Source organism: Pedobacter psychrotolerans (genome assembly GCF_004340665.1).
In the GTDB taxonomy this organism is placed as follows: Bacteria; Bacteroidota; Bacteroidia; order Sphingobacteriales; family Sphingobacteriaceae; genus Pedobacter; species Pedobacter psychrotolerans.
Window position 1 is genome coordinate 80,464 of sequence record NZ_SLWO01000008.1, and the last position, 13,933, is coordinate 94,396.

Below are 13,933 nucleotides of genomic sequence, written 5' to 3' on the forward strand. Positions count from 1 at the left end.
ATTAAATTAAACAATGAGAGAATGATTGAATTATAGAATGATTTAATTGCCACTTGGCTAACATTCACTCATTCAAAACTCACTCATTAAAAATTATAAAAAGATATGTATAAAACTTGGTGGAAAATATTAGGTTCGGTGCTCGTCATATATACTGCAATTGCAGGTATATTGATGGGCGTACCGCGTTTGCCTATTATAAATGAATCGATTAGAAATTTGTATTTCCATGTACCCATGTGGTTTGCTATGATCGTTTTGTTTTCAATTTCAGTTTTTTACAGCATAAAATCTTTAAGTTCGAAAAGCGAAATCGATGATATAAAAGCAGTAGAAAGTGTTAATGCTGGTATTATCTTTGGGCTTTTAGGCTTGGTTACAGGTGCCATTTGGGCGAAATATACCTGGGGGCAATTCTGGAGTTTTGATCCAAAACAAAATTTTGCAGCCATTTCTGTATTGCTTTATTTCGCTTATCTCATTCTTCGTAATGCTATAGATGAAGAACAAAAGCGGGCTAAAATTTCGGCCATTTACAACATCTTTGCCTTCCCTATGATGGTGGTTTTACTTTTCGTGCTACCACGTTTAAAAGATTCATTACACCCGGGTAACGGTGGGAATCCAGGTTTCAATAGCTATGATCTAGATAGCCGCATGCGTATGGTATTTTATCCTGCATGTTTAGGCTGGATTTTGATTGGTTACTGGATATACACTATCCGTTTTAGAATACGTTCCATAGAAACTAAACAACAACACAATTAACATGAAGAAGATATTTTTATCCCTGATATTGATGCTGGCTACAGTGCAATTATTTGCTCAGGATAATGGCGTGGAAATGGCAGATCGCCTGCGCAGTGACGGTAAAATCTACGTAGTTGTTACCTGTATTGTGATCATTTTAGTCGGTTTATTGGCTTATCTTTTTTCCATTGATAAAAGATTAAAAAAAATAGAAAAAGAAAATACGGGTAAAAACTAAGTTTAAACAGTTTAAAGCTGTTTTTTTAGCCATTTGCAATTGGTGTTTGCTATACACTAAGTGTTTTTTCATTTGGATATATGCTGTTTTTTTAGGCAATTTTGCGGCATACTTAATTCATAAAAGATAAATAATGGCTAATCTAGCAGACGAGAACAAGTTCTTTGCAGATGTTTGTAAGAACTTTGACAGTGCGGCTCAATTCACCAATCACCCTGAAGGTTTATTGAACCAGATTAAAGCATGTAATAGTGTGTATCGTTTCCAATTTCCTATTCGCAGAGGAAACGGTTTTGAAGTAATTGATGCCTGGCGTGTAGAGCATTCGCACCATATGAGTCCAACCAAAGGTGGTATTCGTTATAGCGAAATGGTTAATGAAGATGAAGTGATGGCGCTTGCAGCCTTAATGACATACAAATGTGCCATTGTAAATGTGCCATTCGGTGGCGCAAAAGGTGGTATTAAAATCAACACCAAACAATATAGTGTTGCTGAGTTAGAAACCATCACCCGTCGTTACACAACCGAATTAATTAAAAAGAATTTTATTGGTCCTGGTATTGATGTTCCTGCTCCTGATTATGGATCTGGTGAACGCGAAATGAGCTGGATTGCAGATACATACATGACAATGAATCCAGGTCAGCTGGATGCCTTAGGTTGTGTAACAGGTAAACCAATTGCGTTACATGGTATCCGTGGCCGTAAAGAGGCTACTGGACGTGGGGTTGCTTATGCGGTTCGCGAATGTGTAGATGTTGCGGAAGATATGGCTAAAATTGGTTTAAAAGCTGGTTTAGGTGATAAAAGAGTAATTGTACAAGGGTTGGGTAACGTAGGTTATCATTCTGCTAAATTCCTTGCTGAGTTTGGTGCGACCATTGTTGGTTTGTGTGAGTACGAAGGTGCTATTTACAATCCAAATGGTTTAAATGTGGATGAGGTTTTTGCACACCGTAAAAACACAGGTTCCATTTTAGGCTTTCCAGGTGCTACAGATTTTAGAAATTCTATGGAAGGTTTGGAGCAGGAATGTGATATCATTGTACCTGCTGCTTTAGAAAATCAGTTCACTGAATTGAACATCCGTAACATCAAAGCAAAAATTATTGCTGAAGGTGCAAATGGCCCAACTACACCAGAAGCTGAAGTAATTTTCACCGAAATGGGAGGAATCATTATCCCGGATATGTATTGTAATGCAGGTGGTGTTACGGTTTCTTACTTTGAGTGGTTAAAAAACCTTTCTCACGTAGCCTTCGGACGTATGGAAAACCGTTATGCGGCTAATTCTAACGCTAACCTGATTGCAACTTTAGAAAACTTAACAGGAAAAACCATCCTTCCTGAACACCGTTTAATGATTGTTAAAGGTGCTTCTGAAATGGAATTGGTAAACTCTGGTTTAGAAGATACCATGATTCATTCTTATCATGAAATTCGTGAAACCTTAAAAGTAAAACCTGGTACCGAAACGTTGAGAACAGCTGCCTTTGTTAATTCAATTGATAAAATTGCTGTTTCATACATGAACTTAGGCGTTTGGCCTTAATAAGGTTTAAAGCTAAAAGTCTAAAGCTAAAAGCTGAAAATCCTTGCAGATGTATCATTTGCAAGGATTTTTTATTTTGGAAATGTATAGTTCTGTTTTTTGTAGCAGAGACTTATGAGAGATCGTCTTTGCGAGGCACGAAGCAATCTCATTGCAAATAAAGACCCACATGAGATTGCCCGAATATTACTTGTGAAGGATCAGAGTATATTCCCGCAATAATAAAAAGAAATACTATACTTACGAAGTAATACTCAATTCCTCGAGATCAAGTCTCCATTCTTCCTTCCTTATAATATCGTCATCATAGTTTTTATTGCGTTTCAATTGATGCAGTTCATCCCGCTGAACCTGAATCAAAGCAAGTAAAATTTCATTATAGGCTTTTAAATCAATCTTATTTATTTCACCTTTTCTATATGCCTGAAGTGTATCTTTCTTTTCATTTAACGAATGTTGCAATTCTGCCTTTAAGTTAACCATTAATTCATTGTGCGTACACTGGTATTGATAATCAGCCACTAATTTTTCCATAGAAAGATCAATTAACTTTAGCTTGATTTGGTTGGTTTGTTCCTGTTCAGAAAGTTTATGTTTAGGCTCTGGTATTTTCAATAACTTAATAAAAAAGGGAAGTGTTAATCCTTGTACCACTAAAGTAACAAAGATGACCACAAAAGTGATGAATAAGATCAGATTCCTTAATGGAAAAGCTGTCACGTCTGAAATCATGACGGGAATTGAAAGTGCCACCGCTAATGATACTACACCCCTCATGCCTGCATAAACAATTACCAATGATGAATGCCAGGTCAAATCCTGATAACGTACCCTGGTTCTTTTATTAAAAAAACTGGTAATTCTTGCTGTTGAAAAAAGCCAGATGAAACGAACTACAAGTGCTAAAAAGCTGATGCCGACTCCATAACCTATTGCTTTTGTAATGGGGTAATCCGGACCTAAACCACCAACAATGTCTGGTAATGCTAAACCAATCAGAATAAACACCACACCGTTAAGTAAAAAAATAAGTGCAGACCAAACTGAAACCGTTTTAATTCTGGAGTTAGAAGTGAGAATCACATGCGACTGGCTGGAAAGCAATAGCCCACCCGAAACAACTGCCATAACGCCTGAAGCTTCAAAATGCTCAGCAACGATGTACATAAAATAGGGGGTGAGCAAGGTAAGTACGGTATCAATGTTTTCGGTGGTTGGCAACCAACGGTGAATGGCATAGAATATCCCACCTATGGCTATCCCGATTACGATACCCAATCCTGCAACAGAAACAAAGTTAACTGCTGCATCCTGTAAAATAAAAGTTCCGGTGGTTACAGTAGCCAGCGCAAATTTAAACACGATTAAACTGGATGCATCGTTCACTAAGCTTTCCCCTTCCAAAAGTGCGGTAACAGTTTTAGGAAGTTTCATTCCTTTGAGTACGGCAGCGGCGGCGACAGCATCAGGTGGAGAAATAATTCCACCCAGTAAAAAGCCTAATGCCAAGGTAAATCCAGGAATAAAGGCAACGGATGCATAAGCTACCGCTACTGACGTGATAAACACCAAACCAACCGCCATTAGGAAAATAGCCCCTTTATATTCCCAGAATGCTTTCCATGAAGTAAACCATGCCGCTTCGTAAAGTAGTGGTGGAAGAAAAAGTAGGAAAACAAGGTCTGGATCTATTTTGATATGTGGTATTCCTGGAATAAAGCCAATAAATAAACCCGCAAGAACTAAAAATATGGGATAAGAAATCTTAATTTTCTGACCGAGCATAACCAAAAGGGTTACTCCAAGCAATAGAACCAGAATGAGAATTAAATTATCGTGCAGCATGTAAAAGAGATATTAATCTAAATATAATTAAATATAAAAGAAGTTGAAAAGTAAAAAGCAATAGCATATTTAGAAATCTTTTAAGATCTGATATAAAGCATTTACCTGCACATTATTTAGTGTGACTTTTCCACGCAATTGTATTTGTTCGGTAGTCATTGATGTTCCTTTTACCTCCAAATGTTTAAAAAGCTTTAGGCGTTGTGTTAAACCTGGAATATTCATTGATGAATTTAATTTTACAAAATCAACATTTAATGAAAAGAATTCATTTGCAGGGATTTGAGTCGTATCGATTTTATTATTTTTGTTGGTTGTCAGTTGAAGCTGATTTTGATTTCCACCTACAAAAACTTTATAAAGTGGGAAAACGGTCTTACTCATCGTTCCGCTATCCAGGTTTACCACCTGTTTTTCATTAAGATATTTGATTAAAAGATTTTTCTCTGCTTTGATATTGAGCATAAGATTCGGTACGCTACGTTTCTGTAATGCTACTTTTTCGGTTTTTTCAAAATCATCATTGTATTCATAGGTAATAATAGAATCAGTTTGTGTTGTGGTATTTGTCCATTCAAAATCAAGATAACCTTTGTAATATTTCAGTAAGCTATCTCGTTCTAAAATGCTGTTTTTTAACCGAATTTTTTTATTCGGAGATTTAACGAAATCAGCATTTAGCCAGGCAATCGCCGTACTTTCCTTACTGAATTTTCGATGATTAGGTTTGGCTGCCGGAATAAGGAAATGATTAGCAAAATCAGCATTAATATTTATTTCTCCATTATTGAAATCTGTTGTAACACTATTTTCAGCGTCGAAATAGGCAATGTGATGGGTTGATTCTTTAAGGGATTTAAATTTACTACCAATTTTTTGAAAGTTATTTTCCTTCAAAACATTCATAAGTGCCGAATCAAAATTCCGGGCATCACCAGAAACAACTACAGCAACATTGCTCAAATCATAACAAACAATTACGTTCCCTAATTCTGATCCAGCGAAGGTAATTCCATTCTGTTTCTTCAGGATTTTAAACCCTAGCTTGTTTTTAATAAATGTTTCAAAATCGTTGAATTGATTAATTTCAAAACGGGAAAATAGAGCCGTTTCTGGCTGGTCTTTAATGGTGTAAAAATAGACACTTGCAGGTATTTTTAATCCATGTTTAAAGTTGCGTGTACTTATATCTATTTTTTTATTGGTATCTGATTTTAAATAATATTCCGCATTCAAAAGCATATTCATGGCGAGACTTTTATAGATCTCATCCATACTGATTTTAATGATAGCAGTAGCTTCTTTCGGAACAGAAATCTGATTGGCATTATATTGCCTGTATTTAAACAAGCCAACAAAAAAAATAAGCAGCAATAGAAATATTGCTGCTGTTATTTTTAGAAATTTCTTCATAGAGAATGGTTCATTCGTTCATCAGTCATTCGTTTATTGGTCTTTGCCAATTAAAAATTCCAATGGTCTATTTTGCCGCATTTTCAATTAAAGTAAACAAATATTTTAAGGCATTTTCATGCCCGTTAGGAATTTCTGCGCTGATATCTGCAGAAACCAAGTTTCCTTTAATTGGATTCGACTTCATATAAACGTTACCCATTTTGCCCAACGTTTCATTAAATTTCTTCGCTGTTTCTTCACCGCCAAACTCTTGATCAGGAACCTTTCCAACCAGGTTCTTTGCATTGAATAAGAAACTGAAATTATTCTTGCTTAATAAAGTTTTATGCATTTTGCTAATGCTTGTATGGAAACTGTTGTCGCTAATGCTTTGCATTTCGGTTAATGAATTTCCAAAAAATACAATGCCATCCTTAATCATGAAGTAGATATCTATAGGACTTTTCTTTTCTTCAATTTTATAAATGTTATTACTAACACTAACCTTGTTTTTATTTATTCCGTATTTAATCAGTTTATTCATTAAACGCTGGTCTTCTGATGAGAACATAAAAAGAAAGTCAGGAAGGGTTTCTTTTTTAGTTTTGGTTACCTCTGTTTGATTATAATCTTCATCATAATCATATGTGGTGTAACTCACATCACGACTGTTTAGGCCATTGATGATAAATAGAGCATCGCCTTTTACTACTTTGCTTACAGCTTCTTCATCCAGCAGGAGTGAAAATAATTCTGAACCCAGTGCAATTTCTTCGTCCATTTTATTGATGCCTAAAAATGAGCCATAGGTTTGTTGCATCAATTTCGGTAATTCCTCTAAGTAAGCTTTCGTATCAATGGCATATCCCATAAAGCCAATTGCCTTTTCACTGTCTACATATTTCAGGAATTTTTTATTCAATTTCCTGTTCATGATTTTTTTATACGAATCAGCCTGCTCTTTTGCCAGTTCAAGACCTGTAGAAATGCGGAAGCTCTTATTATCCATAAATAATTTAGCGGTTAAACTTCCGTAACCCTTCATTACTCCAGCTCTGCCATAGGAGCGAAATGCTGGGGAGAGGGAATTATAAACATCCTGCAAGCTTGAAACCCAAACTTCTGCAATGGCATTTTTATCCAGACTTGCGGCATATGATTTATTACTTTCAATAGATTCGTAATTGCTATTGAAAATTTGATTAGCCTGAACAGTAATCCATTCAAGTGCCAATTGTTTTTTCTTTGCCTCCTGTTCTGTCTGCTCTTGTTGATATTGATCGTATTGGTCATCTCCAGCTGTAGATGGAAGCGAAGCCATTCCAACTGAATCGGTTACTGTATATTCAGCTGAATCATATTCATTATGTTTAACCTTTTTTGGTATTTTTTTAGATTTAACGCCCTTTTTTCTCTTTCCCGATTTATTTTTAACAGTACTTTTCTTTCCTGTTTTTTTCTGCACTTTTGCTTTTACAACTGGCGGTGCAATCACTTCTTCTACCATCGGCTCATCTGTGGTTACATAGGTTGAGTCTGTTGCCGTCATGGTGCTATCAGCCAGCGAAATTTCAGTTTGATAGCGAACATCCTTAATGCCATAGCGTGCAGATTTTAGTGAATCAGCAAAAAAAGAGCTATTGATGCTTCCTGTTACGAAGTACATCATGTTGTTGTTCCATTTGATAATACTCATGCTATCAGGTAAAATCATGGTTCTGATCTCGCCATCAATCTTAATCTTTTTCTCTTTATCTGTAATCAAGTTTTCAAACCGTGATGCATCTTTAAGCGGAATCAGGAAGCAATTATAAGTAATGCTATCACTCAGCTGATTAAAATAATACATGTTTTTCTCCAGGTTAATTCCAAAGTCTTCTACACTGGTGAAGTTTTTATCAAGCGATTTTGAGGTCTCTGTTAATATTTTTTTGCCCACAAAAGATTCATTAAAATCTTTCACAAACATCAATTTAAATACATTATCACCTTTTATGGTAGCCACAGTAAAGGCATTTGCAGGAATTTTCTTAACCAAATCCTGCGCATAGGTCAGACTGGTAAGGAATAGGAACGAGAGTGCAACGAGAAGTTTTTTCATTTGTATAAGTTTGTTTTTCAAAGGTGAGCAACCTGTCATGATGATATACTTTCTTTATGTTAAGATTTCGAAATCATGTAGGTTTTTAGATTATTTTAGAAGTTGTATTTGATTGGAAACGTTAACTTTTCCGTTGATTAAATTCATAATATTGCTCTTTAGCATCACCGCCTTTTTTGATTTTGACACGTTTGATGCCGGATTGGACACATTTGTTACAGGAGTCTCAAATCGATAGATACTGGTGTACATGGCACCATTGAAAACTGCTTTATCCTGATTTTTAAGTTTATTAAATTCAGACTTTGCATTAGCTATAGGTTGGTACTTCCTTGAAAATATTTTGGTGGCTTTATTAAAACTATAGGAGGATGTATTGGTGGCTTTTATTTTTTGCTTGGCCAGGATGTTTTTAGTAATGTTATTGATGTTAGATACATCTTTAAAGGTAAAGCTGATGGTGGCAATGTAATTAGTGAAATCACTGCTGCTCTTTACATTCGAAATTCCTTCACTTTTCTTTAGATAAGCAACGGCTTCTGCCAGTTCTGATTGAATCTTTTGCTTGCTGGGAACCTTATATCCTTGAACGCTATCCAAGAGCATCACAGAAGCCACTTTAGTTTTACTCTGGCTAAGGTTAATGGTCAATATTACATCTCCGGTTCCATTGTTACGCATGTTTATTTCTTCTACAATTTCGAAGCATGAACTTAATGCAGGAATCAATACAATAAATAATAAAAGTTTATAGAACTGCTTGAGATTCATAGAAGTAATGATTAAGAGTTGCCGAAAATTTAAAAATAACAATTATCTGATCGCCAAACATAATCATTTAACTGAATTTTATGAGCAGTTATTCGAAGGTTAAAGATAATTTCAACTCCACATATTGTAATTAATATCATACCAAAATCATGATCGCCTGATAATTTCTATAATTTTGAGTGATCTTATAATATCATCAGTTAATTGTCAATATAACGACACGAAAACGGTAAAAGAATGTTCGCTATGGCTATTTTTCTATCTTTGTTGCCAGCTTTTACTACAATAACACAACATGAAAAAAAGTGCAATCATTGGATTAATTACTATTGCAATTTCCGTAGGGATTCTTTTTAGCTTAAATGCCAATACAGATACTTACTCAAATTTTAAAGAGGCCGCTACTTCTCAAAAAGAAGAACACGTAATGGGCTATTGGGAAAAATCTAAAGGGATGTATTATGATGCTGTTAAAGATGCCAATCATTTTGCTTTTCACATGAAAGATGAAAAAGGCGAAATCAGAGAAGTTGTTTACAATGGCACCAAGCCACAGGATTTCGAAAAATCAGAAAAGTTGGTGTTAATTGGTAAAATGGATGGCGATAAATTTTACGCTTCAAAAATTCTAATGAAGTGTCCATCAAAGTATAATGATAACCTGGTCGAAATAAATCAAGATGGTAAGGTTAAAGAAGTGGGTAAGTACGGCGAGAAAAAATATAATTAATTTTAATGGATATTCAATTTGTAGGTGAGAACCTGCTGCCGGGTAAAATCGGACAGTTTTTTATTGTGCTGGCATTTAGTGCATCATTACTTTCAACCATATCATATTTCCTCGCTACCCGCTCTAAAGATTTAGCAGATCATTCCTGGCGCAATTTAGGAAGAATTGGATTCTTAATTAACTGGGCCAGTATCATTGGTATTGGAGCTACGCTGTTCTACCTGATTTTAGGTCACTACAATGAATATAGCTATGTTTATTGGCATTCATCTAAAGAATTACCCATTTATTATATTGTGTCCGCTTTTTGGGAAGGTCAGGAAGGAAGTTTTTGGCTTTGGGCCTTTTGGCAATCTTTTTTAGGTGCATTGCTTATTTGGAAAGCAAAATCTTGGGAGCGTCCGGTAATGACTGTTGTGGCATTTTCACAAGTGTTTTTAACCTCAATGCTGTTGGGTGTCGAAATTTTAGGCGAGCGGGTTGGAAGTTCGCCATTTATCCTTTTAAGAGATTCCCTTGATTTGAAAGCGATGGCCCCTGTGGTTTTTGCCAATCCGGAGAATTTTGCCAACTACTTAAAATTTATTACCGATGGAAGAGGATTAAATCCATTGCTTCAAAACTATTGGATGGTGATTCACCCACCAACTCTGTTTTTAGGTTTTGCGAGTATGGTGGTTCCTTTTGCTTATGGTATTGCTGCTCTTTGGCAAAAAAGATATAAAGAATGGATTAAACCTGCTCTACCATGGACGCTTTTTGCTGTCATGATTTTAGGAACGGGTATCATCATGGGTTCGTTCTGGGCTTATGAAGCTTTAAACTTTGGTGGTTTCTGGGCTTGGGATCCGGTAGAAAATGCCTCTATAATTCCTTGGCTAACGCTAATAGGTGCAGTACACGTAATGATCGCGTATAAGAACACTGGTCATGCTTATTTCACTGCTATTGCATTAGTATTCTTAAGTTTCTTGTTGGTGCTTTATGCATCGTTCTTAACTAGAAGTGGGATTTTAGGCGATACATCTGTCCATTCATTTACCGACATGGGCATGTTTGGTCACCTGATTCTTTATAATGTGGTATTTGCAGTAATTGCGATAGCACTTATTATAGCGAGGTGGAAAGAATTACCCATCACTACTAAAGATGAAGAGACCTATTCTAGAGAATTCTGGATGTTTATAGGAGCCTTAGTGGTTACTGTGGCCTGTATTCAGATTATTTTCTCTACTTCAGTTCCGGTATTCAATAAAGCTTTCGGAACAAATTTTTCTCCGCCAATTGATGCAGTGAAATACTATAATCAATGGCAGGCACCATTTGCCGTACTGATTACGTTAATCTCCGGCTTTTCTCAATATTTAAAATATAAACGGACTGATCCACGTAAGTTCTACAGCAGCCTCGTTTCGGCTATTTTATTTTCATTGGTGTTAACTGCGGGTTTGGTTTGGGTAGCAGACATCTACACCAACACCATGTATATTCTGATCACCTTTAGCTGTTTATTTGCAGTGTTGTCTAATTCGGCAATTTTGTATCAGGCATTTGGTGGTAAAGCTAAACTTGCTGGTTCAGCTGTGGCGCACATCGGTTTTGCCTTTTTAATTTTAGGGGCATTAATTTCTGCAGCAACCAATAAGCCATTATCTATTAATGCCAATAATTTTATTCCGGTAAAAGACTTTGAAAAAACAGAGAAGCCAGGTGAAAACATCATGTTATACAAAAACGAGCCTAAAGAAATGGGTAAGTATACGGTAACTTATGTGAGTGATACTACCCAGGCACCAAATACGATCTATACACTTAATTTTAAAGTTTTAGATAAAGAAACCGGAAAAGTTAAAGAAGATTTCAACTTGCATCCGCATGTTCAGGATAATGAAAAAATGGGATTGATTGCTTCACCTGATACCAAGCATTATTTAACTTATGATGTGTACACGCACATTACCAGTGCGGCAATCAAGCAGTCTAATCATGCCGATCATGAAGGTCATTCTGACGATGAAAATTATAAAGAACCAAGAATTGTAAAGGTTTCCGTTGGCGATACCATTCACACTTCAAGCGGTGTGGTTACTGTAAAGGCATTAAATAACAAACCAGTGGCTAAAGATCTGGTATTGGCTCAGGGAGATTATGCAGTAGGTTTACCTTTAGAAATTAATTCTGCCGGAAAAATTTACACAGCCGAGCCAATGTTCTTAATCAAAGGGAACAATACTTTCGATTTTGCACGTAAAGTAGAGGGTTTAGATCTTAAATTCCGCTTCTCTAAAGTTTTACCTGACGAGAAAAAGGTAGAATTACAGATTTTTGAAAAACCTCAGCAGGCAAAAGATTGGGTTGTTTTTAAAGCCATAGAATTTCCTTTTATTAATTTATACTGGGCGGGTACCATCGTAATGGTAATTGGTTTCTTGCTATCCATTTTCAGAAGAAGAAAAGAAGCGAAAATCGCATAAATCATGAAGATCGTTTTATTAGGTTCTGGAAATGTAGCGACTCATCTTGCTCAGGCTTTAAAAAGCAAAGGTGAAGAGATTGTTCAGATTTATAGCCAGAACCTGAATCACGCTCAATTATTGGCCGATCGCATTCCATGTGAATCAATTGATAATTTGAAAGCGATTAAAACGGATGCTGATTTATACATTATAGCAGTAAAAGATGATGCCATTGAAAGCATTGCTGATCATTTGAAGGCTGTGAGTGGCCTGGTCGTTCATACCTCAGGCACAACAGATATTCAGGTTTTATCTTCGAAAGTTAAACACGCAGGAGTTTTATATCCCCTGCAAACTTTTTCTAAAACGAAAGAGGTTTCTTTTGAAGAGATTCCCTTATGTATTGAAGCTACAGATGAATCTCATTTAAGCATTTTACAAAACCTGGCTTCGAAATTAAGTCAACAGGTATATCATCTGGGTGGAGATCAAAGAAAAGTATTACATCTTGCAGCCGTTTTTGCCTGTAACTTTACCAATCACCTGTATACATTAGCCCATCAGTTGCTTCAGCAAAACGATTTGGATTTCGAAATCATCAGACCATTGATTAAAGAAACTGCTGATAAAGTCATGGTTAGTTTGCCTGAAAAAGTGCAAACTGGTCCGGCAGCGAGAGGAGATGAAACCACATTAAATAAGCATTTTAGCATGTTAAACAATATGCCAGAATTGCAGCACATTTATCAAACTTTAAGCGATAGCATAAAATTTATGCCCAAATAGCATATTTACCGCTTTAGCTTACTATTTTTGCAACATAATTATGAGCATTTTTAAACTAAAAATAAATTTTGAAGAAGCTGATCACGAATCTATAGAATTGCCTATAGCTGCCGGAGAATCGGTTTTAGATGTTTGTCTGGATAATGGAATTGACCTTCAGCACAATTGCGGAGGCGTTTGCGGATGCAGTACATGCCATGTCTATGTAACAAAGGGTATGGATAATATTGAGGAAATTTCTGATAAAGAAGAAGATTTCATCGATAGAGCCGTTCGTCCAAAAATTACTTCTCGTTTGGGTTGCCAGTGTGTGGTCATCAATGGAGATATTGAAGTAACCATTCCGGATCAATCTGGCTTCATGGGACATTAGATTAGTCCTTGAGTCCCGAGTCCGAAACTTTACAACATTTAACCTTACAACCAACAATATGAATAACGATAAATTCGCCTTACCTTTTTACTGGAATGATTACGAAGATATTGCCATGTCTTTATATGAAAAATTTGGCGACGATTTTTCTGAAGCTAAAATTTATCGCGTTCGTTTTACCGAGCTTTTAGAATGGGTTTTAGAATTGCCAAACTTTAAAGGAACCCGTGAAGAAAGCAGTGAAGGGCATTTAGAGCAAATTCAATCTGCCTGGGTTTACGAATGGAGAGATAATCAGTAAAGTAAGTCATGAGTTCGGAGTCCTTAGTCATGAGTAAATTTAACTCCAAGCTCCAAACTCCAAGCTAAAATGTTTCTTCAAAAGCTAAAAAATATCACCACCTTCATTTTTGATGTTGATGGCGTATTAACCGATGGATCTGTTCAGGTAACAGATAGCGGTGAATCCCTACGTACTTTTAACATTAAGGATGGCTATGCCATGCAACTAGCCGTAAAGCGGGGTTACAATTTTTGTATCATATCAGGTGGCGATGGCATTGCCATGAGAAAACGTCTTACAAACCTGGGCATTACCGATATCTTTTTGGGTACTGGCGATAAGGTTACCATATTTAATCAATACCTGAAAGATAAAAATATAACCGCCGGGGAAGTGCTTTATATGGGAGATGATATACCCGATTTAAAAGTGATGCGGCTGGTTGGACTTCCAACTTGCCCTGCTGATGCAGTAGAGGAAATTAAAGCCATTTCAACATTCATCTCACCTTATAAAGGCGGTAAAACTGCTGCACGTGATATTATTGAAAAAGTAATGAAAGTACAAGGTAAATGGTTTGATGAAAATCCAAATGCCGTTGATTCAGGTAAGTAAGTTGAATCATTAGGGAAACTCGTCATTGCGAACTG

13 protein-coding genes are annotated in these 13,933 nt (G+C 36.2%); 9 read left to right on the top strand and 4 right to left on the bottom strand.

Translation table 11 applies throughout. The annotated features are described in order from the left end of the window. Positions 1-105 precede the first annotated feature (105 nt). The 3 genes from ccsA (EV200_RS18640) (at position 106) to EV200_RS18650 (ending at position 2,543) form a co-directional block, all read left to right on the top strand. A complete protein-coding gene (gene ccsA / locus EV200_RS18640; RefSeq protein ID WP_029288282.1) occupies positions 106-768 on the top strand; it encodes a cytochrome c biogenesis protein CcsA in 663 nt (220 codons plus the stop codon). 1 nt (position 769) lies between these two features. Continuing rightward, positions 770-988, top strand: a complete 219-nt coding sequence (locus EV200_RS18645; RefSeq protein WP_165877975.1) for a CcmD family protein — start codon at positions 770-772, stop codon at positions 986-988. A 133-nt stretch (positions 989-1,121) separates the two neighbouring features. Further along, on the top strand, positions 1,122-2,543 hold the full coding sequence (locus tag EV200_RS18650) for a Glu/Leu/Phe/Val family dehydrogenase (RefSeq protein WP_132535405.1): 1,422 nt from the start codon (positions 1,122-1,124) through the stop codon (positions 2,541-2,543). Positions 2,544-2,783: 240 nt separating this feature from the next. Here the strand turns inward: EV200_RS18650 and EV200_RS18655 are convergent, their stop codons facing one another. The 4 genes from EV200_RS18655 to EV200_RS18670 form a co-directional block, all read right to left on the bottom strand. After that, a complete protein-coding gene (locus EV200_RS18655; RefSeq protein ID WP_132535407.1) occupies positions 2,784-4,388 on the bottom strand; it encodes a Na+/H+ antiporter in 1,605 nt (534 codons plus the stop codon). 69 nt (positions 4,389-4,457) lie between these two features. Beyond that, entirely contained in the window at positions 4,458-5,801 is a 1,344-nt protein-coding gene (locus EV200_RS18660) for a hypothetical protein (protein WP_132535409.1), read from the bottom strand. Positions 5,802-5,868: 67 nt separating this feature from the next. After that, positions 5,869-7,884: a hypothetical protein gene (locus EV200_RS18665; protein WP_132535411.1), complete on the bottom strand. Its 2,016-nt coding sequence runs from the start codon at positions 7,882-7,884 to the stop codon at positions 5,869-5,871. A 90-nt stretch (positions 7,885-7,974) separates the two neighbouring features. Beyond that, positions 7,975-8,655, bottom strand: coding sequence for a hypothetical protein (locus tag EV200_RS18670; protein ID WP_132535413.1), 681 nt, complete (start codon positions 8,653-8,655; stop codon positions 7,975-7,977). A gap of 295 nt (positions 8,656-8,950) precedes the next feature. On the opposite strand from EV200_RS18670, the gene EV200_RS18675 reads away from it, so the two are divergent. The 6 genes from EV200_RS18675 to EV200_RS18700 all read left to right on the top strand — a co-directional run bounded on the left by EV200_RS18675 (position 8,951) and on the right by EV200_RS18700 (position 13,898). After that, on the top strand, positions 8,951-9,385 hold the full coding sequence (locus EV200_RS18675; protein ID WP_088300872.1) for a cytochrome c maturation protein CcmE domain-containing protein: 435 nt from the start codon (positions 8,951-8,953) through the stop codon (positions 9,383-9,385). Positions 9,386-9,390: 5 nt separating this feature from the next. Then, positions 9,391-11,859 carry a cytochrome c biogenesis protein CcsA gene (ccsA, locus tag EV200_RS18680; RefSeq protein WP_132535415.1) on the top strand — a complete coding sequence of 823 codons (2,469 nt, stop codon included), beginning with the start codon at positions 9,391-9,393 and terminating at the stop codon, positions 11,857-11,859. A 3-nt stretch (positions 11,860-11,862) separates the two neighbouring features. Further along, complete coding sequence (locus EV200_RS18685) at positions 11,863-12,627, top strand: Rossmann-like and DUF2520 domain-containing protein (protein ID WP_132535417.1); 765 nt, start codon at positions 11,863-11,865, stop codon at positions 12,625-12,627. Between the two features lie 40 nt (positions 12,628-12,667). Next, positions 12,668-13,000 (top strand): 2Fe-2S iron-sulfur cluster-binding protein, encoded by a 333-nt coding sequence (locus tag EV200_RS18690; RefSeq protein WP_132535419.1) that lies wholly within the window; start codon positions 12,668-12,670, stop codon positions 12,998-13,000. Between the two features lie 58 nt (positions 13,001-13,058). Then, positions 13,059-13,301: a Fe-S cluster assembly protein IscX gene (iscX, locus tag EV200_RS18695; protein ID WP_132535421.1), complete on the top strand. Its 243-nt coding sequence runs from the start codon at positions 13,059-13,061 to the stop codon at positions 13,299-13,301. Between the two features lie 69 nt (positions 13,302-13,370). Beyond that, entirely contained in the window at positions 13,371-13,898 is a 528-nt protein-coding gene (locus EV200_RS18700) for a KdsC family phosphatase (protein ID WP_132535423.1), read from the top strand. Positions 13,899-13,933 lie beyond the last annotated feature (35 nt).